This window comes from Haloarcula sp. CBA1131, assembly GCF_008728975.1.
GTDB lineage: Archaea > Halobacteriota > Halobacteria > Halobacteriales > Haloarculaceae > Haloarcula > Haloarcula hispanica.
This window is the reverse complement of record NZ_RPCY01000001.1, coordinates 142739-166334: the sequence shown is the minus strand read 5'-3', so window position 1 is coordinate 166334 and position 23596 is coordinate 142739. Positions and strand designations below refer to the sequence as shown.

Annotated in this window: 22 protein-coding genes; 13 read left to right on the top strand and 9 right to left on the bottom strand. The window is 65.9% G+C overall.

Features of this window, described 5'->3' with window-relative positions:
• Positions 1-62: 62 nt before the first annotated feature.
• Entirely contained in the window at positions 63-779 is a 717-nt protein-coding gene (locus tag Har1131_RS00900) for a fumarylacetoacetate hydrolase family protein (RefSeq protein ID WP_151144645.1), read from the top strand.
• 109 nt (positions 780-888) lie between these two features.
• On the opposite strand, the gene Har1131_RS00895 is transcribed toward Har1131_RS00900, so the two are convergent.
• Both Har1131_RS00895 and Har1131_RS00890 read right to left on the bottom strand, forming a co-directional pair.
• Positions 889-2634, bottom strand: a complete 1746-nt coding sequence (locus Har1131_RS00895) for an excinuclease ABC subunit C (RefSeq protein ID WP_151144642.1) — start codon at positions 2632-2634, stop codon at positions 889-891.
• 33 nt (positions 2635-2667) lie between these two features.
• A complete protein-coding gene (locus tag Har1131_RS00890; RefSeq protein ID WP_050037444.1) occupies positions 2668-3294 on the bottom strand; it encodes a hypothetical protein in 627 nt (208 codons plus the stop codon).
• Positions 3295-3431: 137 nt separating this feature from the next.
• On the opposite strand from Har1131_RS00890, the gene Har1131_RS00885 reads away from it, so the two are divergent.
• Positions 3432-3905 carry a hypothetical protein gene (locus Har1131_RS00885; RefSeq protein WP_050007531.1) on the top strand — a complete coding sequence of 158 codons (474 nt, stop codon included), beginning with the start codon at positions 3432-3434 and terminating at the stop codon, positions 3903-3905.
• Here Har1131_RS00885 and Har1131_RS21540 read toward each other — a convergent pair.
• Entirely contained in the window at positions 3871-4029 is a 159-nt protein-coding gene (locus tag Har1131_RS21540; protein ID WP_154020793.1) for a hypothetical protein, read from the bottom strand. The genes Har1131_RS00885 and Har1131_RS21540 overlap by 35 nt on opposite strands.
• 172 nt (positions 4030-4201) lie before the next feature.
• Here Har1131_RS21540 and Har1131_RS00880 point away from each other — a divergent pair, with 172 nt between their 5' ends.
• From Har1131_RS00880 to ligA, 5 genes are all read left to right on the top strand, one after another.
• Complete coding sequence (locus tag Har1131_RS00880; protein WP_014039299.1) at positions 4202-5305, top strand: alanine--glyoxylate aminotransferase family protein; 1104 nt, start codon at positions 4202-4204, stop codon at positions 5303-5305.
• 187 nt (positions 5306-5492) lie between these two features.
• Positions 5493-5762: a HalOD1 output domain-containing protein gene (locus Har1131_RS00875; protein WP_008311299.1), complete on the top strand. Its 270-nt coding sequence runs from the start codon at positions 5493-5495 to the stop codon at positions 5760-5762.
• 186 nt (positions 5763-5948) lie between these two features.
• On the top strand, positions 5949-7550 hold the full coding sequence (locus tag Har1131_RS00870; protein WP_014039302.1) for a methyl-accepting chemotaxis protein: 1602 nt from the start codon (positions 5949-5951) through the stop codon (positions 7548-7550).
• Entirely contained in the window at positions 7543-8253 is a 711-nt protein-coding gene (locus Har1131_RS00865; protein WP_050038265.1) for a bacteriorhodopsin, read from the top strand. The genes Har1131_RS00870 and Har1131_RS00865 overlap by 8 nt, the downstream gene beginning before the upstream one ends.
• A gap of 79 nt (positions 8254-8332) precedes the next feature.
• Positions 8333-10417, top strand: a complete 2085-nt coding sequence (gene ligA / locus Har1131_RS00860) for an NAD-dependent DNA ligase LigA (RefSeq protein WP_151144639.1) — start codon at positions 8333-8335, stop codon at positions 10415-10417.
• Here the strand turns inward: ligA and Har1131_RS00855 are convergent.
• The 4 genes from Har1131_RS00855 to Har1131_RS00840 form a co-directional block, all read right to left on the bottom strand.
• On the bottom strand, positions 10412-11392 hold the full coding sequence (locus tag Har1131_RS00855; RefSeq protein WP_050037446.1) for an ABC transporter permease: 981 nt from the start codon (positions 11390-11392) through the stop codon (positions 10412-10414). The two genes, ligA and Har1131_RS00855, sit on opposite strands and share 6 nt — an antisense overlap.
• Complete coding sequence (locus Har1131_RS00850; RefSeq protein ID WP_050037447.1) at positions 11389-12324, bottom strand: ABC transporter ATP-binding protein; 936 nt, start codon at positions 12322-12324, stop codon at positions 11389-11391. The genes Har1131_RS00855 and Har1131_RS00850 overlap by 4 nt, the downstream gene beginning before the upstream one ends.
• Positions 12325-12418: 94 nt before the next feature.
• Complete coding sequence (locus Har1131_RS00845) at positions 12419-12694, bottom strand: hypothetical protein (RefSeq protein WP_008311289.1); 276 nt, start codon at positions 12692-12694, stop codon at positions 12419-12421.
• A 54-nt stretch (positions 12695-12748) separates the two neighbouring features.
• Positions 12749-14077: a right-handed parallel beta-helix repeat-containing protein gene (locus Har1131_RS00840; RefSeq protein WP_151144636.1), complete on the bottom strand. Its 1329-nt coding sequence runs from the start codon at positions 14075-14077 to the stop codon at positions 12749-12751.
• 235 nt (positions 14078-14312) lie between these two features.
• Between Har1131_RS00840 and Har1131_RS00835 the strand changes: the two genes are divergently transcribed.
• The 5 genes from Har1131_RS00835 to Har1131_RS00815 are packed head-to-tail and all read left to right on the top strand — an operon-like array spanning position 14313 to position 21145.
• Positions 14313-17099, top strand: coding sequence for a transglutaminaseTgpA domain-containing protein (locus Har1131_RS00835; RefSeq protein WP_151144633.1), 2787 nt, complete (start codon positions 14313-14315; stop codon positions 17097-17099).
• On the top strand, positions 17099-17698 hold the full coding sequence (locus Har1131_RS00830; protein WP_151144630.1) for a hypothetical protein: 600 nt from the start codon (positions 17099-17101) through the stop codon (positions 17696-17698). Before Har1131_RS00835 ends, Har1131_RS00830 begins: the two co-directional genes overlap by 1 nt.
• 2 nt (positions 17699-17700) lie before the next feature.
• Complete coding sequence (locus Har1131_RS00825) at positions 17701-19089, top strand: DUF58 domain-containing protein (protein ID WP_151144627.1); 1389 nt, start codon at positions 17701-17703, stop codon at positions 19087-19089.
• Positions 19090-19091: 2 nt separating this feature from the next.
• The gene (locus tag Har1131_RS00820) at positions 19092-20705 is read left to right on the top strand and encodes a hypothetical protein (protein WP_151144623.1); all 1614 of its coding nucleotides are present in this window, start codon (positions 19092-19094) and stop codon (positions 20703-20705) included.
• Positions 20706-20749: 44 nt separating this feature from the next.
• Positions 20750-21145, top strand: a complete 396-nt coding sequence (locus tag Har1131_RS00815) for a hypothetical protein (RefSeq protein ID WP_014039314.1) — start codon at positions 20750-20752, stop codon at positions 21143-21145.
• 96 nt (positions 21146-21241) lie between these two features.
• On the opposite strand, the gene Har1131_RS00810 is transcribed toward Har1131_RS00815, so the two are convergent.
• Positions 21242-21574, bottom strand: a complete 333-nt coding sequence (locus Har1131_RS00810; RefSeq protein ID WP_050037452.1) for a multidrug efflux SMR transporter — start codon at positions 21572-21574, stop codon at positions 21242-21244.
• A gap of 196 nt (positions 21575-21770) precedes the next feature.
• Between Har1131_RS00810 and Har1131_RS00805 the strand changes: the two genes are divergently transcribed.
• Positions 21771-22556 carry a TrmB family transcriptional regulator gene (locus tag Har1131_RS00805; RefSeq protein WP_050037453.1) on the top strand — a complete coding sequence of 262 codons (786 nt, stop codon included), beginning with the start codon at positions 21771-21773 and terminating at the stop codon, positions 22554-22556.
• Positions 22557-22583: 27 nt separating this feature from the next.
• Here Har1131_RS00805 and Har1131_RS00800 read toward each other — a convergent pair whose 3' ends face one another.
• Entirely contained in the window at positions 22584-23543 is a 960-nt protein-coding gene (locus Har1131_RS00800; protein WP_050037454.1) for a MoxR family ATPase, read from the bottom strand.
• Positions 23544-23596: the final 53 nt, after the last annotated feature.

Genomic DNA, 23596 nt, shown 5'->3' with positions numbered 1-23596 from the left:
GATACGAAGCAGCGCACACTGTAGCCGACACGCCTTTTTCACCGCCACACGGACCACTCAGTATGCGAACCGCACGACTTCTGACCGAGGATGGACCGCTCACCGGCGAATACGTCGATGGCGTCGTCCACGCTGACGACGGCCAGTACGTGGTCGGTCGCGATGGACGACTGCTCCCGCCGTGTGAACCGACCGCGCTGTACTGCGTCGGCCGGAACTACGCTGCGACCAACGACCAGATGGATTACGACCGGCCCGAGGAGCCTGACTTCTTCATCAAGCCGCCGACGTCACTGCTCGCCCACGAGCAGGACATCTCCTACCCGCCGTTTACTGACGAGTTGACCTACGCCGGTGAGCTTGCCGCGGTCATCGGCGAGCGGTGCCACGATATCGACCCAGCTGATGTTCCGGACGCAGTCGCGGGATACACGATCCTGAACGACGTCGACGCGCTGGACCAGCAGGGCCGAACCGCACGCAAGGCCTTCGACGGGTCCGGGCCCCTGGGGCCATGGATCGAGACTGATGTCGACCCCACCGGTATCGACATGTACACCGATATCAACGACGAGCGCCGGCAGTCTGCCAACACCAGCGAAATGCTGTTCGGTCCCCATGAAGTGGTCGCGTACCTCTCGGAGCGGTTCACGTTCCGCCCTGGCGACGTTGTTGCGTTCGGCAGTCCGGCCAACCCGGGGACGGTCGCGCCCGGTGACACAATCGAGATAACCTACGAGGGTGTCGGGACGCTCCGGAACTCGGTCGTTTCGCTATAACGGCATTAAGACGCTGGAATAGCCATATAGCGGCCTTCTTTAGCCTCTTCTCGACAGATTAGTGAATCTGAGCGCTATGGCTCGATAAACCACTAAACGCTATACAAAATCACTGCAGCCGGGACCGAATCGTCTCCGCGGTTTGCTCGCCGATACCGTCGATAGCCGTCAGTTCTTCATCAGAGGCTGTCCTGACGTTGTCCACACTGCCAAAGCGCCGGAGCAGTCGCTTCCGCGTCTCGGGGCCGATGCCGGGCACGTCGTCAAGGGTCGTCGACACTTCGTCCCGTAGCGTCTGGTGGTACTGGACGGCAAAGCGGTGGGCCTCGTCGCGAATCCGCTGGAGCAGGTGGAGCTGCGGGGCGTCGCTGTCCCAGTCGTACACGCGGTCGGGCGCGATGACCAGTTCCTCGTCCTTCGCCAGCGCGATGGCCGGCACGTCCCAGCCGGTCTCGGCGAGGGCGTCGCGGGCCGCCCCGAGCTGGCCGTCGCCGCCATCGATGAGTAGCAGGTCCGGGTCCGGCCGGTCGTCCCGGCCTTCGACGGCGCGTGCGGCCCGCCAGCGGAGGAGTTCGCGCATGTTCGCGTAGTCGTCGTTCTGTTCGGTGAGCTTTTTCCGCCGGTAGTCGCTCTTCTCGGGCGTCTCGTCGACGAAGGTGACGTTCGAACCGACGGCTGACCGACCCTGTGCGTGGCTCACGTCGAAGCCCTCGATACGGCCCGGACGGTCGATGCCAAGGGCGTCGGCCAGCCGTCCGGTCTCGTCGTCGGTCCCGCCGCGCTGGCGGGCGTTTTTTAGTGCGAGGTCGACCAGCGTCGCCTCCCGTCCGGCACCCGGCACACCAAGCGTGACGCCTTCGTTCTCCAGCCACGCTTCGAGGTCCGGATCGGCGGGGGCCTCGGCACAGAGAATCCGGTCGGGTAGCTCCCGCTCGGCGTAGTACTGCGGGATGAACGCCCGATACACGCCAGCGGTCCCTTCACCGTCAGGTGCGTCGAGCGTGTGTCGGTCCCGCTCGACGAGCTTGCCGCCCTCGGCGTGGAGTCGAGCGACGATGGCGCGCTCGCCTTCGACGGCGGCCCCGAGTACGTCCGTCGTCTGGTATCCCCCGGAGTCGCTGACGGCAGTGTCGCCCTCGCCGTGGAGCGCCTCGACGGCCCCGAGCTTGTCCCGGAGGTTTGCGGCGCGTTCGAACTCTTGGTTCTGTGCAGCGGCCTCCATCTCGCGGCGCAACGGGTCCGCCAGAACACCGGTTTCACCCTCGAAGTACCGCGTGACGGCTTCGACGTCCTCGGCGTACTCGCCCTCGCTGATTTCGCCGGTGCAGGGTGCGGTACAGATGCCCATCTCGTAGTCGAGACAGGGCCGGTCCCGGTTGCTGTACTTGTGGTCGGAACACCCCCGGAGCCCGTACGTCTCCCGCAGTGCCTTCACCACCGTCTCGACCCGCCCCTTGTCGGTGAACGGCCCGTAGACGGTTGCGCCGTCCGCGGGGTCACGGGTCACCTCGATTCGGGGGACGGCATGGTCGGTCAACTGGACCAGCGGGTAGGACTTGTCGTCTTTCAGCCGGACGTTGTACGGCGGCCGGTGGCGCTTGATGAGGTTCGCTTCGAGGAGCAGCGCCTGTGTCTCGGTGTCGGTGACGGCGAAGTCGATGGTTTCGGCTCGCTCGACCATCTTGGCGATGCGCTCGCTCCGCGGGTCGGCGTACGAGCGCACGCGGTCCCGCAGGTCGACAGCCTTCCCGACGTAGAGGACCCGGCGTTTGTCGTCCCGGCCCTGTTCGAACAGGTACACGCCGGGCTCCCGTGGCAACGACCCCGCGCGCTCTCGAACCTCGTCGGCGTCCATTAGCACAGGGTTGGCGCTCGGCGGGGTTGAACGTCACGGGAGCGGGTCGTCTGGCGCCGACTGGGCCGCACTGCCGGCATCGGCAGGCGGAGCCTCCGGAACGATGGCAGCTTCGATCCGGTCGACGACGCTCTCGTCGTCCGGTGCAGTCAGCTCGATATCGTCGTCGCCGGCGACGCGCACGACGAGCAGTCGGTCGCGGCTCCAGAGGTAGACACCGAGGACGACGGCGGCAAAGGCCAGTGCGAGACCGCCGAACAGTCGCATCAGGTCGTCCAGTTGCGCCATCAGCGTCAGCATCGTCTGGAGCATTCCAAGCATGCCCCCGATACCGACGGCGCTCGCGGCACCGCCGCTGTCCAGCGAGACGTTGCCCACGAGGCTGTCGAGGCTCACGGTCATCCCGGCGGCCACAAGCACGACACCGACGACCAGCGCCTTCACGCCGAGTTCGAGGAACGACCAGTCGCCGCTGGTGGTGACGTCGACGCCCTCGACGTTGGGGCGGTCGACCTGTCGGTAGTTCGACCCCTCGCGGTCCGGCGTGAACACGAGGACGCGGTGACTCGTCACGACGACCCCGCCACGGTCCAGCCAGACGTCCGCTTCGATCACCTCGCCGTCGTACAGGAGGCTCTCGGCCCGTGCGACCCAATCCATACACCCCGTTTACCGCGGACACCTGTATATTCTCCCCCCGTAACCGCTAACTGTGCGCCCTCGAACATGACAGTATGACCGCCGACCCCCGCTGCCCTCACTGCTCGGAGAAGGTCAGTGCGACCGCGACGTGGTGTATGCACTGTGGCCGGGACTTCGAGAGCCCGGTCGACGCCGGAACCGGAACGACGGTTCTCGATGCCGGCGGCAGCCAGACCACGTCAGACCTCGAAGCGGCGCTGAACGCCGGCGACGTCGACGGTATCCAGAACGCTCTCGCACAGAGCGACAACGGGCCGACACTCGTCGGTGTCGTACTTGCCGGTATCGCGCTGTTTACCCTCCCACTCGTCTCGCCCCCGGGCGCTGCACTGTATCTCCTCGTCGTCGCCGGTGTCGGGGCAATTGCCGCGACACAGTCGACGTTCGACGCGGCGCTCAGAACCGGCGGGAAGGCACTCGCACTCGCTCCCTTCCTGCTGGTGTTTCTCGACGTGTTCCTCGGATATCTGTTCAGCGGAGCGGTAGCGACCAGTGCCACAGTTCTGTTCGGCCCGGCAATTTACGCCGGTCTGGTCATGTACGGCGTCCGCTGGTATCGTCGTCGCTGAGCGGTCTGCGGTGACCCGAACCCGAGTTGGCGTGCATCTCGACCAGCGTGTCGGCGACTTGCTTGACCGCTCTATCCGCGACGGCCGCTCGCTGGGCATCCGTGAGCGGGGTGTGGCGGCCCATGGACGAATGTGGTTATTCAACTGATAAATACTTCGTGGAAGGTACAACCGCCATCTGTGTCTTTTCCTCGTGAGCGGTCCGCTCTTCTCAGGCCGCACGCCGGTTCGCTTCGCCCGGTATCAAAACTACCATGCCTCCCGGATTCGAGTGGTCATCTACTACAGGTGGTTCTGTGACCGAAAAACGCGAATACAAAGACGACTATCAGGACAAGACGCTGTATCTCCCGGGGCCGACCGAGGTGCGCGAGGACGTTATCGAGGCGATGGCCGAACCGATGTTCGGCCACCGGATGGACCGGATGACGGACCTCTACACCACCATCGTCGAGGACACGAAGGAGTTCCTCGGCACCGACAACGACGTCATCGTGCTCACGGCGTCGGGCACGGAGTTCTGGGAGTCGACGACGCTCAACCTGGTTGAGGACAGCATGCTCGTGCCGACCTCCGGCGCGTTCAGCGAGCGCCAGGCCAACGTCGCAGAGCGCCTCGGCAAGGACGTCGACCGCATCGAGTACGACTGGGGCACGGCGGTCAAGCCCGGCGACATCCGTGACGCGCTCGAATCCGGTGACTACGACGCCGTCGGGGCCGTGATGAACGAGACCTCGACCGGCGTCCGGAACCCTATCGAGGAGATCGGCGACGTGGTCGCGGAGTACCCGGACACCTACTTCATCGTCGACGCCATCTCCTGTCTCGGCGGCGACCAGATCGACATCGAGGCACACGGCATCGACGCCATCTTCACGTCCACGCAGAAGGCCTTCGCCATGCCGCCGGGGCTCGCGGTCTGTGCCGTCAGCGACGCGGCCTACGAGCGGGAACTGGAGAAAGACTCGGCGTCGTGGTACGGCGGCTTCCAGCGCTGTCTGGACTACTACGACCGGAAGGGCCAGACCCACTCCACGCCGGCGATTCCGCTCATGCTCGCGTACCGCAAGCAGATGAAACACATGCTTGATGAGAGCCACGACGCCCGCGACCAGCGCCATCAGGAGATGGCCGAGTACACGCGCGAGTGGGCGCGCGAACACTTCGACCTCTACCCCGAGGAGGGCTACGAGTCCCAGACGGTGACCTGCATCGAGAACACGCAGGACATCAACGTCGCCGAGACGGTCGAGACCGTCTCCGAAGAATACGACATGGTGTTCTCCAGCGGCTACGGCGACATCAGCGAGGAGAGTTTCCGCATCGGGCACATGGGCGAACACACCGTCGAGAGTATCAAAGAACTAACCGACGCAATCGAGGACGTCGCCGATCTGTAAATTGAGAAATAATCGACTGAGGCCGGGGCTATAGGCCGTTCTGGGGCGGTTCGCTTCTACCACTTGGCGTTTTCACAGTTTGATAATGCTGGGAAGACTATATTACTGCCGACTACTTTGATGTAGATAGACGAACCATATGAGTAAAAGCAACAGGCGGAGTAGGGACAGCGACTCCTCAACACCGATGAACGTGACCAGAAAACAGTTCGACTGGAGCGAGACGCGACCGAGCGCGGCAGTGACTGAGTACATCTCCGCCATGACCGGCCGGGAACAAACTGACTTCGCACCGCTGTACGAGACTGTCGACCCCGAAGCGCTCGACTCACTCGTCGACTCCTCGAAGCGCTCGACGCCTGTCAGTATCTCGTTTGAATATGCCGGTCACTCGGTCACTGTCCGAAGCGACGGGGAACTCGTTATCAAGGCACCAAGCGCCAGTATTGGCCGATAACTTTCGGTTTGCGGAGTTTTTGCTCCTCCTCTCCTGTTTTCCCCCTGATAGCGATTGTGCTTGTGCAGGATCGAAACGCCAGTTCCGAATATCTATAAAAAACCGTTTTTAGGCCTCGACACCCCAATTATCAGTGTTTGAATTCGAAAAGGTAGGCATAAGTCAGGAGGTCAGAAATTCGTACGTATGACTGGGACGAACGTGCGAGCGAGGGTTGTGACCCACTACAGCCGACGAATCGGGGTCGCAATCGGTGTGACGCTCGCAGTCACGCTCGCGTTCGGGGCTGTGTTTGCCGCGCACGCGGCAAATCAGGGGGCTGGACTCGCGGCCATTTCTGGGACGCTGTTCGTGGTAACGCTCAATCTCGGACTGCTCGCGATTGTTCTGGCCGGGAACGCGGCGGTCGAACTCCGGCGCCTGACCGACGCCGCGACAGCTATCGAGGACGGCGACCTTGAGACTAGTCCGGACGTCGACCGCGCGGACGAGTTCGGTCGCCTCGCATCGGCTTTTGACAGTATGCGCCGCTCTCTCAGCGACGCGTTCGACGAGTCCGAAACCGCACGTAAGGAGGCCGAACAGGCCAAGCAAGACGCACAGGCGGCGCGACAGGAGGCCGAGGAGTTCAACGAAACGCTCCTTGATCATGCGACGGACATCGGTGACGCAATGACGGCCGCGGCTGACGGCGATTTCACCCGAAGTCTCGACACAGACACCGGTGTCGATGCCGTCGAACGGATCTCGGTCGCCTACGAGGAGATGGCCGACGGCCTCTCGGAAACTGTCGTCGATATCCGGCAGTTCGCAACTGATGTTGAGGAAGCAAGCACGGCCGTCGCTGCCGACGCGACAGAGGTCGAGGAACTCAATCAGTCTCTTGCCGTCGATATCCGGGAACTGGCCGGCGATATCGAAGCACAGGCAACCCAGCTCGAAACGGCCATCGAAGAGACGAACGACCTGTCCGCGACCGTCGAAGAAGTCGCCTCGACGACTGACGAAGTCGCTCGACAGGCCGGGGAAGCCGCGAACGTAGGCGCGACCGGGACAGACCGTACGGCAGAGGCCATTGAGGCCATCGAAGGAATCGAAACCGCTGTGACCCACCTCGACGAGTTGGTGACTGACTTGGATGACCGCATGGACGACGTCGCGGCCACGACCGGGCTGATAGATGATATCGCCGAGCAGACGAATATGCTCGCACTGAACGCCAACATCGAGGCCTCACACGCCGGTGACGGCGGTGACGGGTTCGCTGTCGTCGCCGAGGAAGTCAAGACGCTCGCGGAGGAAACCCAGGCGGCGATCGACGAGATCGAGAGTATCGTTGAGGGGGCTCGCGGGGAAGTCGACGAGGTGGCCGACGAGATGGACCACACCAGAGAGCGCATCGACGCGGGCGTTACCACGGTCAATCAGGTCGGTGACGCCGTCGAGCGGTTGACTGACACTGTCGACGATGTCGACGCTGCGATGGCCGAGATCTCACGGGCGACCGACGACGGTGCCAGCGCGACCGAGGAACTGGCTGCGACTATCGACACCGTCGGCGAGGTCGCCAGCGACGTCGCCGAACAGTCCCACGACCTGGCCGATACGGCCCAGGAAACCGCCGAAACGATGAGTGCCGTCCGGCAGCGGGCAGAGGACCTCTCGACACGGACCCGAGAACTCATCGATCGACTCGATGCGTTCGAGACGCGGGCAGTCGGTCACGGTGGAACGGACGGGGCGACACCGACCGCCGGACAACAGCGCGTCGGGGGCGACGATGATTAGCGGGTCGGCCGTCTACGAGATCGCCGCGGTCCTGCTGGCCGTCGCGGCCGTCGTGCTCTCTGGGTGGCTCAGGCGCATTCCGTCGTCCCACCGACACTACTGCTACCCGGTGGTGGCCGTCGTCGGGATTTCGGCCGTGACGACCGCGCTGACGGCGGCCGGCGTCCTGCCAGTGCCCGGGTCCCAGCTCACTGTCCCGAACATCGTCGACGACTTCGTCGCGTACACGGTGCTGTGGACGCTCACGGTCGCGATAGCCGGGGCGTCCCGCCGAACGTTGGCTGTCGCCGCCGCCATCCCGGCGGTACAGGTCATCGCTTTCAACGGCGGGACGATCGTCGGCGGCGCTATCGGACTCGTCGGCTTTGGCGTCCTCGTTATCGGCCAGCTCCTGCTTGCGTACCTGTTACTCGGCCCAGTCTGGCGTCGTGCGGCCGACCTGCCCGACGACCAGCGGCTCCTGCACTGGAAGTCCCGGAACCTCCTGTTGTTCCTCATCGGGATGCTCATCGCCTACTCGTTGCTTGCGGTTGCGGACGTGTTCGACCCGTTCGTGTTGACCGTCATCAGCGAGTACATGGGGCTCCTGATCCGCGTCGGCTTCGCCGGGTTCCTGTTTGCCAACGTCGATGCTATCGCGGTCGACCGGACCGGCTTTGCCGACGTAGCATCGGAGTCGGCTGGCGCTCAGCGCGCTGATTGACGAGGGCCGCTGTTGTTGGTATAACACTCTGCAATCCCAGACGGAGTTGCTTAGTGGTCGGCACCCAGAACAGACTGTAATGGCTGTAGCCGACGACGCTGATCTCGCGGACAACCCCTATGTCGAGGGACCCCCGACCGAGTTCGAGGACACAACGACTCTCGACGAAGCGACGGCCCGCGAGCAAGCCGACCAGTTGCGCGAGGCGCTCCGCTATCACGACTACTGCTACTACGTCGAGAACGACCCGGTCATCGGCGACCGGGCCTACGACGCGCTGTTTGCCCGGCTCCAGCGACTCGAATCGGCGTTCGACCTCGACACCGACGGCAGTCCGACCCAGCGCGTCGGTGGCGAGCCACTGGACGAACTCCCCGACGTCGAACACGTCGCCCGGATGGGCTCTATCGACCAGGGCGGCGAGGAAGCGGACGTACGGGAGTTCGACGAGCGGGTTCGCGACGGGCTGGGAACCGACGCCGTTCAGTACTTCTGCGAGCCGAAGTTCGACGGCCTCTCTATCGAGATCGTCTACGAGGACGGCGTCTATCAGCGCGCTGCGACCCGCGGCGACGGCGAGGTCGGCGAGGACGTGACCGAGAACGTCCGGACCATCTCCAGTGTCCCCCAGCGGCTCCGCGGTGACTACCCCGACTTCCTGGCCGTCCGCGGCGAGGTGTACATCCCGCGGGACGCCTTCACGGCGTTCAACCGCGAGCGCGTCGAGCGCGGCGAGGACCCCTTCGCGAACCCCCGCAACGCCGCCGCCGGGACGCTCCGCCAGCTCGACCCGGCGGTGACCGCAGAACGCCCGCTGTCGGTGTTCTTCTTCGGCGTCCTTGACGCTTCGGTCAGATTCGAGAGCCACAGCGAGATACACGAGCGGTTCCCCGAGTGGGGCCTCCGGGTGTGCCAGCGGACCGCTGTCGTCGACGACATCGACGCCGCCATCGACTACCGGACCGACCAGCAGCAGGCCCGCGACGACCTCGATTACGAGATCGACGGCGTCGTCATCAAAGTCGACGACATGGACGCCTGCGACGAACTCGGCTCGACCTCGCGCGCCCCGCGGTGGGCCTTCGCCTACAAGTTCCCGGCCCGCAAGGAGGAGACGACGGTGCGGGACATCGTCGTGCAGGTCGGCCGGACCGGCCGGCTCACCCCCGTCGCGCTGATGGACCCCGTCGAGGTCGGCGGCGTCACCGTCTCCCGCGCCTCGCTGCACAACCCCTCGCTCATCGCCGACCTCGGCGTCGACGTGGGCGACCGTGTCCGCATCAAGCGGGCCGGCGACGTCATCCCGGACGTCGTCGAAGTGCTCGATGACAACGGCGACGGCCACTTCGAGTTCCCGGACACCTGCCCAGCCTGTGACAGCCCGGTCGAGCGCGATGGCCCGATGGCGTTCTGCACCGGCGGCCTCACCTGCCCCGCCCAGCGCGAGCGCAGCGTCGAACATTACGCCAGCCGCGACGCGCTGGACATCGAGGGCCTGGGCGAGAAGGCCGTCCAGCAACTGCTGGACGCCGACCTCGTCTCGGACCCCGCGGACCTGTACGAACTCACCGTCGAGGACCTCACTGACCTGGAGGGCTGGGGCGAGACCAGCGCCCGGAACCTCGTCGAAGGGATGGACGACGCCCGCGAGCCGCCGCTTGCGAACTTCCTCGTCGCGCTGGGTATCCCCGAAGTGGGCACCGTCACCGCACGAAACCTCGCTCAGGAGTTCGGCACGTTCGAGGCGATACTGGACGCCGCTGACGACGGCAACACCGACGCGTTCGAGGCCGTCCCCGACGTAGGTTCGACCGTCGCGCGCTCAATCGTGGAGTTCTTCGAGGGCGAGGGCAACCGCGCCGTCATCGACCGCCTGCTCGACCACGTCGACCCGCAGGCCGCCGAAGAAACGGGCGGTGATGCACTGTCGGGCCAGACGTTCGTCTTCACCGGCTCGCTCGACGGCTACACCCGCAGCGACGCACAGGACCTAATCGAGCGCAACGGCGGGTCAGCGACGAGCAGTGTCTCCGGCAACACGGACTATCTGGTGCTTGGCGACAATCCCGGCCAGCGAAAACGCGATGACGCGGAAGAACACGACGTGGAAACGCTGAGCGAGCGAGCGTTTGAAGAGCTGTTGGAACAGCAGAACGTACTATAAATCAGCCCCATTGAATAGCTGGTAGCCAATAGCGAGCGGGACAATACACCAGGCTAAGAGTATAACGAATGCAAACGGATCAGAAAGATACCACGGGACAGCCCCTTCAAGGATATTGAATGCTTGTTGCTCCCTTCCTGCTGAAAGGATTCCGCCGCTTACCATTTGTGCACGCACTTGTGCAACTGTGGCCTCGGAGTTGGTAGTTGACTGAACTAACACCTGATACGCTCTCGTCGGGTTGAGAAGTTTCAGGAATAGCTCGATTTTTATGCTAGTCGCGGATGCAACATTTGCATGCTCTTGAAGAAGGCTTCCAGTACCCCTTGCAGCCCTTCCCCAGAGCGCAAAGAGATATAAGAAGATTCCCGCTGCTACCATAAGCGACCGTTTTGCGGTTGCGGTCGCGGCTGAGGCACCGAGAGAGAAACCGATGAATGTCAGGGCCAGCACTAGGGTTAATCCGTAGAGCTTACTATAGAACCCCAATGCAATATCACTGCCAGCCTCTGGAAGGAAAACGAGTATCTGCAACACAAATATGACTACCAGCGTCGTCGCAATTGAAAGGTACCTCCCAATCAACTTCCCTATAATTACATCTTTACGAGTATATGGGAGCGACATGAGGATCTTTAACGAACCGCGTTCGCGTTCTCCTGAAATCGCAGTGTAAGTAAACCCAATAGCGGCAATTGGGATGATAACAGAGAGAACTCGGGGAGACGTAACTACCAGATTAAGCACTCCAGAGGCTGCTTTAGCGTTACTCCCTAATGGGCTGTAGAGGGCAATAATCGGGAACAGTACGAGACCTGTAAGGAAAATTATGGCTAATACGAGTACTGCCCGCGTGCGAATCATGTCTGCGAACTCTTTTTTCACGATTGGGTACCAATCGGCGAATTCTGAGTTCTTGATGCTCGTATCGACGTCGCTTATGAAGCGCTTGACGGGGTTCTGCTCGGGACTCATGCGTCCACCTCCTGCTGACTCTGTTCTGTCTCGGTGTATGCGGCGAACACTTCGTCGAGTGATGCCTCCTCTGTGTCGAAGTTGGCGACCTCGTGGCCGTTCTTCTCGACGGCGTTGAGGACCGCCATCTTCGCGTCGCCGTCGCAGGTGACTGAGAGCGTATTTCCGTCCGCGGTCACCCCCGACACCGCATCGATTCCCTCGATTGCTGCAATCACGTCGTCAGTGCCATCGCCGTCGGCCAGCGTCACACGGAGGACGGTGTCCCCGGCGGCGGCCTCGCGCAGCCCGGCGACGCTGTCTTTCGCGATGAGGCGGCCGTTCTGGAGGATACCGACCGTGTCACAGACGGCCTCGACCTGGCCGAGGATGTGACTGGAGAAGAAGACAGTCGCGCCGCGCTCGTTCTCCTCGCGGATGATCTCACGCATCAGCCGTGCGCCGTTCGGGTCGAGCCCAGTCGTCGGCTCGTCGAGGATGAGGAGGTCGGGCTCGCCGACGATGGCCATTGCGAGCACAAGCCGCTGTTGCATCCCCTTGGAGTAGCCGCCGGCCTTGCGGTCGATGGCGTCGGCGATGCCGACCCGTTCGGCCAGTTCGTCGGCGTCGGCGTCGGCGTCTTTCGATTCGATGACAAAGGAGAGGTGCTGGCGACCGGTGAGCCGGTCGTACACGTCGTAGCCTTCGGGGAGGACTCCAGTGCGGGCACGGATTCGCTTCGGTTCTTCGTGGATGTCGTGGCCGAGCACCGTCGCCGACCCGTCGGTCGCGCGGACGAAATCCAGGAGGATGTTGATCGTCGTCGACTTCCCGGCCCCGTTCGGGCCGAGGAAGCCGAAGATTTCGCCCTCCTCGACGGTGAGATCGACCCCTTGCAGTGCGGTGAGGCTCCCGAACTGCTTGGTGACGCCATCCAGTTCTATCGCTGCCATACGGCCGGTTTGTGACGGCCGCCTGTATAGTCTTTCGTGTTCCAGTTATCACGCAAGAAAGTCAGAACGCGGCTACACACCGTCTCAGGGCCGGTTATACCTCAGCGTCGGGGTCGTGGCGCTCGGCCATCCGCTGGGCCTCCGTGGCGTAGCGCTCCCGCGTCTCCTCGTCGGTTACGGGTTCGAGCTTGTCGACCTCGACATCCGTCGCTGCCGTAATCCGTTTCCGTCTGAGCAGGTTCGGCGAGAGCTGCTTGGTCAGGTGGCGGTCGCCCTCTGGGGGCGCGTAGATGAGCGTCACCATCCGCTCGTCGCCGAAACTGGAGCGTTCGACCAGCCAGCACTGGACCGTCTCCTCGTCGTCGGTCATTGCTGTGTCGTTTGCGGGCCGGCGGTTTATATCTTACAACGCTCCAGACCGCCGTCACCGGGTCACGTTCAGCCCTTGCTCAATGTCCGCGGTGAACTCCTCGTCGATGTCGACCGCAGTCCCGGCGTTCCGGACCGTATTCGTCGCGACCACGCCCGCGTTGCCCGACCGGAGTCGGATGCCGGCCGCTGAGGCGTTGCTGACCGTGTTGCCCGTGATGGTGAAACTGTACGGTCGCTCTGCACTCCGTGCGTCGGTGTTGTCCGCATCCGCTGGGACCGTTCGCACAAGGATGCCAACCGGACAGTTGTCGACCTGATTACCCGAAATAGTGATGTCGGACGACCGGGCTTTGGGGGTCCCGGCTACCTCGTCCCGGAGGTGGGTCTCCTTGTACTCGATTTCGATGCCCGCCTCGCCGCCAGGGTCGGGTGCGAACTCCGTCAGGTCCTGACAGACGTTCCCGACAATGGTTCCGCGCTGGGCCGGCGAGCAGGCGATGAGGCTGTGGCCGCCGTCGACGGTGACGTTACCGATGACGGCGAAGTTCGCGACGTTGTACGGCGCGATGTTATTGAACTTCACGCCGACGACGCGGTTCCCGGCGATGACCACATCGCTGGACTGCCGGAGGTCGCGGTCGCTGCCGGTCGGTGCGGCCCGGCTGGTGATACCGTACCAGTTCGGATTGACGGCCTCGTTGTGCTCGACCGTCACGCCGGTACACCGCGTGAACGACAGCGCCATCTGGAAACCGTTCACTGTGCGGTTGCGAGCGATGTAGACGCCGTCGCACTGATCGGCCTGAATGGCTTGGTTGTTCAGCTGTGTCCCGTTGGCGTCGAACTCGATGTCGGTGACTGCGACGTTGTCACCGCGCACGCGAACGAGGTCGTGGCCGGCCGGCAGCGGGTTCGACTGGGACTCGGACGGTGCGGGGTCCTCGCCCGTTCCCGTCTGTGACGCAACGAACCGGGTTCCCTGCTGTCCGGTCAGTGTGGTGTTGTCGCCCATCGTCGCCGGCTCGCCAAATCGGAAAGTATCGGCGCTCGCGATAACGGCCCCGCCGCTGTCCGGCACGTTGTCGAAGGCATACTGGAACGCCTCATCGGCAGTACCGCCGGTCGAGAACGCGACGCTGCCGCTGCCGTCAAGCACCAGATACTCCGTACCGTTGCCGTTCCCGTTCGACTGGCCGGTTCCCGTCGTGACGACGTACACTGCCCCTGTCCCCGATAGTCCAGCGCCCGTCTGTGCCTGCCCGGTTCCGCTGAACAGTCCGATGCCCGCTACGGCACCGATACTCGACAGAACGGACCGTCGTGACGCGCCCCAGTCCGACTGTCGCGACCCAGTACTAGCTCCATTTGTGTCAGCAGTCATTCAAGTATGGCTGCCCGGCCGTTCGCAATAACCGCTTATAATAGCGGTCTGAACCATACGTACCCGTCAATACCTGAACTGTCCGGGCCGACTGACGCCGACTAGTGAATCTCTGGGGTGCCAATTTGTTGGCGACGTGGCACTCCAGACGACAGAACGCGACACCCGGGCTCACTATCCCCACCGTTGACAGCAGATTTATGCCGACAGCGACGGGACAGTACGACAATCCGACGTGGGCTCCGACGACTCGCCGTTCGACGACGTGTCGGCTGACCGGGACTACCTTCGGGTCCTGCTCACTGCCGTCTGTGTCGTCGCCGTGGTGCTGGCGACGGCGACGCTCCCGATTCTGGCCCCTGGTGGGACACAGAGCCCGATGGAGTCCCTTATTCCCCTCCCACAGGAGAACCCGTTCGGGGAGGCTGGGGGGACCTCGACTGGCGGCAGCGGCGGGCAACTCGGTGCGCTGAACCCGGGAAGCCAGACTGATGTTGGCGGCTCGCTCGATAGTGGCGACAGCGGCGACAGCCCGTACCAGTCACAGGACACGGAGCCACATTTCACCGTCACGAGTTCGGAACCGGCGTACTGGCGGACCGGCGCGTACGAAACCTACACCGGCACGGGGTGGGACGGGCGTGCGGAACCGCAGGCCTACGAGGGGCCGATGGCGGTCGACGGGATGTCCGACACGACAGTCGACTACGAGGTGCGACTGGCCAAGCCCGCCACGTCGCTGCCGACCGTCTGGCGGCCGAAATCCGTCTCGCGCGACGACGTAATGGTTACCGAGTACGGCGCGGTCACCTCCGAGCGACCGCTGCCTGCCGGGACGACCTACAGCGCGACCAGCGTCACGCCGCCCGACGACCCGGAAGTGCTGCGGACGAGTGGCCGCGACTACCCTGCGGACATCGAATCACGCTACACGGGCGTGCCGGCGTCAACCTCGGCGCAGGTGGGGCCGTTCACCGACCGGCTGACCGAGGACAGCGACTCGCCCTACGAGACGGCCACGACCGTCGAACAGTGGCTTGAGGCGAACAAGAACTACTCGCTAAACGTCAGTCAGCCGCCCGAAGACGACGTGGCCTCGGAGTTCATCTTCCAGATGGACGAGGGGTACTGTGAGTACTTCGCCACCTCGATGGTGGTGATGCTGCGGAGCCAGGACATCCCGGCGCGCTACGTCGTCGGCTACTCGACCGGCGAGCGGACCGGTCAGAACCAGTACACCGTTCGCGGGATGAACGCCCACGCGTGGGTCGAGGTGTACTTCGAGGGCGTTGGCTGGGTGCAGTTCGACCCGACGCCGGGCCAGGAGCGCCTAGAATCAGAGCAGCAGGCGATGCAGAACAGTAGCCAGGAGTACAGCGCCGCCGAGTCCGGGAGCCCAGACGAGGAGTTCGCCGTCGGGACGCCGGCGGACGAGACACAGACCGAGGCCCCGACCGACGGAGGTGGACAGGAGTCTGGCGGTGACGAAACCGAGGGCACCGAGACCGGTGCAGACGGGACCGGTGACAGCGACGGAACTGGCGACTCGGGCGACGGACAGACGGTCTCGCAGTCCGGTGAGTTCATCGTCGAACTCAATCGGACGGCGACGCCGGGCGCGGCGGTGGCCGCGACGGTGACTCGTGACGGCGCACCGGTCGAAGGCGCGACGGTCTCGTTCAACGGTGAGCCGGTCGGAACGACGGGGCCGGCCGGCACCGTTTCCGGGACGGTCCCCTACGAAGCCGAACTGACGATTACTGTCGATGTAGCCAGCGATGCGGACCCACTCATCGCTCCGTCGGTCCCGCGTGACAGCGCTCGTTCCTTCGCTATTACTGGCCCACAGGCCCAGCAGTCGACGAACGCGAGCTACGAACTGAACACGACTGCGTCGGTGAGCATCACCGGCCAACAGGTCACTGGCGGCGAGGTGACTGTCACTGCGACCGTCGACGGCGTCCCGGTGCGGGACGGCGACGTGCTGCTCGACGGTGAGCAGGTGGCGACGACGGACCGGCGGGGGCGGGCAACCGTCGCGCTCCCGACCAAGCCCGGAAACGTCTCTGTTGCCGTCGAGCGGGACGCTGTCAGCGGGAACACGACTGTGGTGCTCGAACAGCTCTCCGTGGCAACGTCGCCGTCGCTCCCGCTGGCCTTGCCCGTCGCTGGCCAGACGGTGAACGCGACGATGGGCGGGGACCCGGTCACGAACGCGACAGTTGCCGTCGGCGGAGAGCCGACAGCACGGACCGGTGCGGCCGGTCAGGCGACGGTCGGTCTGCCGTTCGCGGCCAGCGCCGAAATTTCCGTTTCGAAGTACGGCCAGACGGCCACGACGACGGTCGGTGGCTTGCTCGTCAATGCCGCGGGCGTCGTGCTCGCTCTCGGTGTTCTCGTCGCTGGGACGGTCGTCGGTGCTCGTCGGCGAAACGTCACGCCGGGGACGGTATGGGGCTGGGTTCGGGCCGCACGCGAACTCGCCGTCGGGGCGCTCGTCGGCGTCGCGGTGGTGGCCGATGACCTGCTGGGCCGCCTCCGAACGCGACTCGAACGCACTGTCACGGCGCTCCGGGACCTGCTCGCCGGCCGCCGGTCCCCTTCGGCATTGCTCGACGCGTTGCGAGTGTGGGTCAACGAACGCCTTTCAGCGGCCGAAGAGGCAGCCAGCGATGCGGTGGCGGTCGTCTCCGCGACTGACTCGAACGGGGACGACGGAACGCCCGCGGCCCGCGTCACCATCCGCGAGGCGTGGACGCGTTTTCTGACCCACGTCTCGCTCCGTCGGTACTGGATGCGGACGCCCGGTGAAATCGCGACCCACGCCATCGAACGGGACGGCCTTCCGCCGGCCGCGGTTCGGACGGTCCGGGACGCGTTCCGGGCGGTCGAGTACGGTCAGCGAGACCCACAGGAGCACGTCGCGGCCGTCGAGGACGCGATCCGGACTATCGAGGCGGCCGCCGGGCAGCAGTCCAGCGCGACCGACGACACTGACGACGCGACGGAGGGGCGGCCCTGATGCGCTTGCGAACGGTCGTCTTCGGGACTGTGGGGCTGCTGGCGACCGCCGTCGCGGCCGCCCTCATCTTTGCGCCGACGGCCGCCGGCGAGTCCCTGGCCGCCGTGTTCGGCAGTGTTGCCCCGACGACCGCCCTCCTCGCCGGGAGCCTGACCGTCGGGCTCTGTGCGGTCCTTGCCGGCTGGCTCGGTGGGCTCCTCGGCGGTGGCTCGGCGACCGCCTTCGACGTGGCTATCGACACCCCACCGGAAGACGTGACGGCCACGGAGAGTCGGCTGTTCGCCGCCGACATCGACGCGGCCATCGACGACGCGGTTGCGGGCGACGACGAGGCGATGGACACGGTCACCGAGCGACTCGCCGCGGCGGCGACGACGGCCTACGCTGTCGGCAGCAGTGTCTCGCAGGCGTCCGCCCACCAGGCAGTACGCGCAGGGACGTGGACCGACGACGCCGTCGCGGCGGCACTCCTTTCCCCGACAGAGCCGCAGTCGCTGCTGGCCCGACTCCGGCTGTGGCTCGACCCGGAGAGCGAGCGCCGCCGCCGCATCCGCCGGACGGTCGACGCTATCGAGCGGGTGTCGGGAGGTGAGCGCTGACGATGCATCGCCGCGTGCGGCGCTGGAGCGGCGGCCTCGCGGCCGCGCTGTTTCTCGTCAGCGTCTCGCTTTTGACAGCCGAGCCGCTGTTGCTCGCGGCGACCGCGATTCCGCTCATCTACGTCGCCTACGGCTCGTTGTCCCGGGTGCCGGCGGGAACCGACTTGCAGGCGGCACGGTCCGTCTCCGACGCCCAGCCGACGCCCGGCGAACCGGTCGAGGTCGAACTCACCGTGACCAATACGGGCAGCAGTTCGCTGACCGACGTGCGGGTCATCGACGGCGTGCCCGAGGAACTGGCTGTCGTCGAGGGGTCGCCGCGGCTCTGTACGTCACTGCGGCCAAACGAGAGCGCCACGCTGTCGTACGCCGTGATGGCAAAGCGCGGGACCTACACGTTCGACGCCGCCGCGGTGCGGGTACGGACGCTGTCGGCCAGCGATGAAGTGACCGTCGACCTGCCCGTCGCCGGCGACGGGACGCTGACGTGCTCGAACACCGTCTCCGAAGTGCCGATGGCCGACGCCACGCTCCCGCGGGCGGGGACGCTTCCGACCGACTCCGGCGGGAGCGGCCTCGAGTTCCACTCCACGCGGAGCTACCAGCCCGGTGACCCGGTCAACCGAATCGACTGGCGGCGCTACGCCAAGACCGACGAGCTGACGACCATCGACTACCGGGAAGAACAGGCTGTCAGGACGGTGCTGGTCGTCGATGCGCGGCCGCCGGCCCGCGTGACACCGGAGCCTGGGTTCCCGACCGGAGCCGAACTGTCGGCCTACGCCGCCGAGCGCCTGTTCGATGCCCTCTCCCGGACCAGCGTCGTCGCGAGTGTCTGTGCTGTCGGGTTGGCTCCGGAGGACGTTCCCGGCGGGCTCGGCCCCGACGGACTGGCGTGGGTCGACGCCTCGGGCGGCCACGCGGCCGCCCACGCGAGACAGATATTCGATAGCGTGGGCCGCGCCGCGGCCCGACAGTCGGACACCGACGCGGCTGGTGACGCTGGCGCGTCCGAGGACGAGTCCCCACAGCAGCCTCACAGGGGCGACGCGCAGGTGACGACGGCCGACGGCGGGACCATCGAGGACCCGGGCCTGCTCGCCGTACTCGCTCGGCTCCCGCCGACCGCACAGGTGGTCGTGTTCTCGCCGGCCGCCGACGACTGGCCCGTCTCGCTGGTGTCGTCGCTCGCGGTCCGTGACTATCCGACGACCCTGGTAAGTCCGTCACTGGCCCGCGGGGACTCGCTCGGCGCGGCCGTCGCCGGCACCGAACGCACCGCTCGGCTCCAGCGGGCCGAACTGTCCGGCGCGACCGTCATCGACTGGGACCTCGACAGCCCCATCGACGTGGCGCTCCGTGCCTCGCTCGCGGACCTGTTCAGCGTGTAACTATGGACGACACGATCTCGCTCCCGACCCGGATGCCCTGGACCAGCCTCGTGACCGTCGTCGGCGTGACGGCGCTGCTGGTCGCGGGACTGCTGGGAACCGTCTCCGCCGACCGGGCCGCGCTCGTCGGCGTGGCCACTGGCGTTTTGCTGGCGCTGTCGCTGTGGCTGAGCGGCTGGGACCGCTGGCAGGCGGTCGGGACGGCTCTGGCCAGCGCCCTCGCGCTGCCGGTCGCTGTCGGGCTCATGGTCGCCACCGGCGGCACGGTCGCCTCGCTCGGCGCCGAACTGTTTCCCGTCACCTCGCAGACTGGCGTCCGACCGGCGGTCGTCACACTGCTGTCGCAGGTGGTCGTCGTCCTCGGCTGCCTGACCGCCGTCTTCGGTGCGACCGCGGCCACCCGCGGTGTCGTCGACACCGAGCGGGTGGGGACCTACGGCGGCGTCGTCGTACGGACGACCGTCGTTCCGTTCGTCGCCGCCCTCGCACTGTTTACCCGGGGTGCCGTCGCCTTCCTGCAGTCCAACACTGGGACGCCGGGCGTCCAGCAACTGCTGGGCGAGGTTCTCACTCGGGTGCTGGGACCGATTTTCGACCCGGTTCCGGGGCGAACGCATATCGCTATCTTCAGCCTGCTGCTCGCCCTCGCCGCGGCGGCGCTGGCTCACGGGCTCGACGCCTTGCCGCTTTCCGAACTCGTCCCGGAAACGAGCGACGCACCCGATATCGACAGGGCCGTCGCCGCCGCCGAGCGAACGCTCCGGTGGACGGGCCGACTCGCCCTGCTGGTCGCGCCGGTCGCCGGCCTGTTCGAACTGGGCCTCGGCCAGGAATCCATGGCCGAACTGCTCCCTGTCGGGCTGTACGACCTCATTGTCGCAGTCACGGCCGCCCCGGGCCTCCGCGGGCTCCTCTGGTGGCTGTTCCTCACTGGGACGGCCGTCTCGGTGGCTGTCTGGTTCCTCCGGCGGACGGTCCAGAGTTCGGCTGACCGCGTCGGGACCGTTCTCGCACCGTACGTCGGCGGCGGCGTCATCACGCTCGCCGCGGTGGGAGTCGCGGGGCCGGCAGTCGATGCCATCGAAACGGCGCTCCGGGCGACGCCGGCCGCGGCGGCCGTCGAACAGTTCTTCGTTCCGATACTGGACGTGTACGGCCCCGAGACCGTCACGCTGTCACTGGCCGTCGTGGCGCTGTTTACCGTCGTCGGCGCAATTGGACAGCTGTGGCTGGCGCTGGCGACGAATTATCTGCGTGAGCGGACGGCCGGTGTCACGCTCGCCGCGGCCGGCCTGTTCGGTGCGAGCGCGTTCGCCGCGACGCTTGACACCTCGACGTGGCTGGTGCTTGCGGGGCTGGTCGGTGCGGTCGTCGTCTGGGATGCCGGTTCCTTCGGGACGACGCTGGGACACGAGGTCGGCACCGGGGCCGCGACGCGCCGCACCGAACTCGTCCACACCGGCGGAACTGTCGCGGTCGGCGGCGTCGGCGCGGCGGCGACGCTGGGTCTGGCCGGCGTCGCCCGGGGTTCCGTCGCTGTCGAGCCGTCGGTCGCCGTGGCTGGTCTCGTGGTCTGTCTCGTCGCCGTGCTGGCACTCGTGGCTGCGATACGGTAGGGCGCACCGAACAATCCATTGTGGTGTGGTGACAAGCAAGCAGTATGACCGACCGGTCCCCGCTGGAGCGAGCCAGAGACAACGTGACGGAACTCGCCTCTCTGGCGGTCACCGGGTTCTGGCTCGTTGCTCTCCTCACCGGGCAGGAGTGGTGGCTCGTGGCGCTGCTCGTCGGTTACGTCGTGGTCGTTCCGCTGACCGAACTGCTGTACGGCGATGCGGACGAGGAGGTGGAAGATATCGAGGAAGCGGACCCAGCACCGTCGAGCGATACTGGCGACGAAACACCGCTGGAGCGTCTGCGCTGCCGGTACGCCGAGGGGAAGCTGACCGACGAGCAGTTCGAGCGGAAACTGGAGCGGCTGCTGGAGACGGAGACGCTGGAGGACGTCGAGGACGCGACTCGGGACGAGCGGGAACGGGAGTTCGAGCGGAGCTGAGTGTGAGTAGCGTCGCCGGTCGGTGTCGTTCTCACGCCGAGCGGGTGCCGGGCATCGACTTCCTCGGCGAAAGCTATGGGTTCCGCCGCCTATGAGTCAGTGGGCGGCCATCGAGGACAGGACGTTGAGGCAGTACACGCCGGCGACGATGAGCGCGATTCCGACGACGCCGACGGGGTCGACTGGTTCGTCGAACACGACGGTTCCGATGGCCGCGACACCGACGATACCCAGGGCGGCCCACGTCCCGTAGACGACGCCGATGGGGAGCTCCTCCAGGGTCAGCGAGACGAGGTAGAACGCCACACCGTAGCCAAGGACGACGCCGAGGCTGGGAACGGGCTTCGAGAACCCCTCCGAGAGCTTGAGCGCGGTCGTTCCGAGCAGTTCCGAGGCGATTGCGGCCCCGAGTAACACGTACGGATTCATAGTGAGAACGCCGGCCGGCGGTGGGATGAACGTACTGAAACGCCCCGCCACTTTCGGTGTGTTTCGGCCGCTCGGCGGCCCTGGCGGCGCTTCCGGTGGCAGGGAACCCACACGTCGGGGGCGCTCCTCGCGCCGGCCGCACCCGCGTCGAGTCCGGTCCTGTGGACCTTTGTACCGGCCGCTCGACCACCCGACGATGACCGAACTGGCCGAACTCGGGCTCTCGAACTACGAGGAGACGGCGTATCGGACGCTGCTAGTGACCGGTGCGGTGTCCGCGAGCGACCTCTCCGACGCGAGCGGCGTCCCCCGGGGGCGGATCTACGACGTGCTCAACGGCCTCGAAGCCCGCGGGATAGTCCGGACCCAGTCGACTGACCCGACGCGGTACACCCCCGTCGACCCGGAGACGGTCGTCGACAGGCTGCTCTCGGAGCGGACCCGCGAACTGGCATCGGAGTTCGATCGGTACCGGTCCGTCGCCGCGTCCGTCAGGGCGGACCTCCTGCCCGCGCCGCCCGTCGACAGCAGTTTCTGGCTCGGATCGCTCGGAAGCGAGGAGATGCGGGCGGCGATGAGCCGGCACGTCAGGACCGCCCGAGAGCACGTCCGGGCGACCGTCGGTCCGCCGTACGAGCGCGCGTCGTGGGAGACGCTCCAGACCGAGGTCGACGCGTTCCTCGACGGTGTGGGCGAGGACGTGCGGGTCGACCTGCTCTGTAGCGAGGCGGTACTCGACGTGCTTCCCGAGTCGCTCCCCGACCTGCTCGCCGACCGCAACGCGGCGGTCCGGGCGGTGCCGACGGTCGGGGTCTCCTTCGACGTGATCGACGCCGCGGCGGTGACGGTCGACGTTCCGGACCCGCTCTCGCCCGCCGACAGGCTCGGCGTGGTCGGGATCACCGATTCGGAGGTCGCGGCGGCGTTCGAGGCCCGCTTCGACCGACTGTGGGTCGAGGCGGAGCCGTTGCTGGGGCGGTAATCCGGAACCGACTGACGGCCCCCCGTCTCAGCGGCCGGGGCTGACTGCGGGCACCTCGACGCGGTCCAGCACATCATCGACGACCGTCGCCGGGTCGACGCCGCGGACGCCCGCGTCGGCGGTCAGGACGAGTCGGTGGGCGAACGCCTCCCCGACGACGCTTTTCACGTCGTCCGGAACGGCGTAGTCGCGGCCGTCGAGGACCGCGGCGGCGCGAGTCGCCTCGAACAGTCGCTGAATACCACGCGGGGAGACGCCGACGTCCACGCGGTCGTCCTCGCGGGTGGCCCGGCCGAGTTCGACGACGTAGTCCCGGAGCGTGCCGTCGACGGTGACTGATTCGACAGTCCGCTGGAGCGCCGGCAGGCGCTCGCCGTCGATGACGCTGGTGACGCTCGGGGCCTGTGCCGTCCGGTCGGCCCGCCGGTCGATGAGTTCCCGCTCGCCGCCGAAGTCGGGATAGCCCATCGACGTCTTGACGATGAAGCGGTCCCGCTGGGCCTCGGGCAGGCCGAAGGTCCCCTCCTGTTCGACGGGGTTCTGCGTGGCGATGACGAAGAACGGCTCGGGGAGGTCGTGGGTCACGCCGTCGACGGTCACCTGCTTCTCGCCCATCGCTTCGAGCAGCGCGGCCTGCGTCTTGGGCGGTGCGCGGTTGATTTCGTCGGCCAGCACGACGTTGGCGAAGACGGGGCCAGGCTGGAAGTCGAACTCGCCGGTGGCCTCGTTGAACACGTTCGAGCCGGTGATGTCGGACGGCAGCAGGTCCGGCGTGAACTGCACCCGCTTGAAGGAGAGATCGAGCGCCGTCGCGAACGACTGGGCGGTGAGCGTCTTCCCCGTGCCCGGCACGTCTTCCAGCAGGACGTGGCCCCGGGCGAGAACCCCGGTCATGACGGTTTCGAGGAAGTGGTCGTCAGCGATAACGGCACTGCCGACGGCGTCGAGAATCTGTCGGCTGGTTCGTCCGGCAGTGTCGTGGTCCATACCGGCGTGTAGACAGCCACCGACAAATACCCTCTCCCTCGGGTCCACCGGTC

What these genes read in the sequence shown, in the direction of transcription:
- Har1131_RS00900 (WP_151144645.1), top strand. Translation starts at nt 63, where the DNA reads ATGCGAACCGCACGACTTCTGACCGAGGATGGACCGCTCACCGGCGAA.
- Har1131_RS00895 (WP_151144642.1), bottom strand. Translation starts at nt 2,634, where the DNA reads ATGGACGCCGACGAGGTTCGAGAGCGCGCGGGGTCGTTGCCACGGGAG.
- Har1131_RS00890 (WP_050037444.1), bottom strand. Translation starts at nt 3,294, where the DNA reads ATGGATTGGGTCGCACGGGCCGAGAGCCTCCTGTACGACGGCGAGGTG.
- Har1131_RS00885 (WP_050007531.1), top strand. Translation starts at nt 3,432, where the DNA reads ATGCACTGTGGCCGGGACTTCGAGAGCCCGGTCGACGCCGGAACCGGA.
- Har1131_RS21540 (WP_154020793.1), bottom strand. Translation starts at nt 4,029, where the DNA reads ATGGGCCGCCACACCCCGCTCACGGATGCCCAGCGAGCGGCCGTCGCG.
- Har1131_RS00875 (WP_008311299.1), top strand. Translation starts at nt 5,493, where the DNA reads ATGAACGTGACCAGAAAACAGTTCGACTGGAGCGAGACGCGACCGAGC.
- Har1131_RS00870 (WP_014039302.1), top strand. Translation starts at nt 5,949, where the DNA reads ATGACTGGGACGAACGTGCGAGCGAGGGTTGTGACCCACTACAGCCGA.
- Har1131_RS00865 (WP_050038265.1), top strand. Translation starts at nt 7,543, where the DNA reads ATGATTAGCGGGTCGGCCGTCTACGAGATCGCCGCGGTCCTGCTGGCC.
- ligA (WP_151144639.1), top strand. Translation starts at nt 8,333, where the DNA reads ATGGCTGTAGCCGACGACGCTGATCTCGCGGACAACCCCTATGTCGAG.
- Har1131_RS00855 (WP_050037446.1), bottom strand. Translation starts at nt 11,392, where the DNA reads ATGAGTCCCGAGCAGAACCCCGTCAAGCGCTTCATAAGCGACGTCGAT.
- Har1131_RS00850 (WP_050037447.1), bottom strand. Translation starts at nt 12,324, where the DNA reads ATGGCAGCGATAGAACTGGATGGCGTCACCAAGCAGTTCGGGAGCCTC.
- Har1131_RS00845 (WP_008311289.1), bottom strand. Translation starts at nt 12,694, where the DNA reads ATGACCGACGACGAGGAGACGGTCCAGTGCTGGCTGGTCGAACGCTCC.
- Har1131_RS00840 (WP_151144636.1), bottom strand. Translation starts at nt 14,077, where the DNA reads ATGACTGCTGACACAAATGGAGCTAGTACTGGGTCGCGACAGTCGGAC.
- Har1131_RS00830 (WP_151144630.1), top strand. Translation starts at nt 17,099, where the DNA reads ATGCGCTTGCGAACGGTCGTCTTCGGGACTGTGGGGCTGCTGGCGACC.
- Har1131_RS00825 (WP_151144627.1), top strand. Translation starts at nt 17,701, where the DNA reads ATGCATCGCCGCGTGCGGCGCTGGAGCGGCGGCCTCGCGGCCGCGCTG.
- Har1131_RS00820 (WP_151144623.1), top strand. Translation starts at nt 19,092, where the DNA reads ATGGACGACACGATCTCGCTCCCGACCCGGATGCCCTGGACCAGCCTC.
- Har1131_RS00815 (WP_014039314.1), top strand. Translation starts at nt 20,750, where the DNA reads ATGACCGACCGGTCCCCGCTGGAGCGAGCCAGAGACAACGTGACGGAA.
- Har1131_RS00810 (WP_050037452.1), bottom strand. Translation starts at nt 21,574, where the DNA reads ATGAATCCGTACGTGTTACTCGGGGCCGCAATCGCCTCGGAACTGCTC.
- Har1131_RS00805 (WP_050037453.1), top strand. Translation starts at nt 21,771, where the DNA reads ATGACCGAACTGGCCGAACTCGGGCTCTCGAACTACGAGGAGACGGCG.
- Har1131_RS00800 (WP_050037454.1), bottom strand. Translation starts at nt 23,543, where the DNA reads ATGGACCACGACACTGCCGGACGAACCAGCCGACAGATTCTCGACGCC.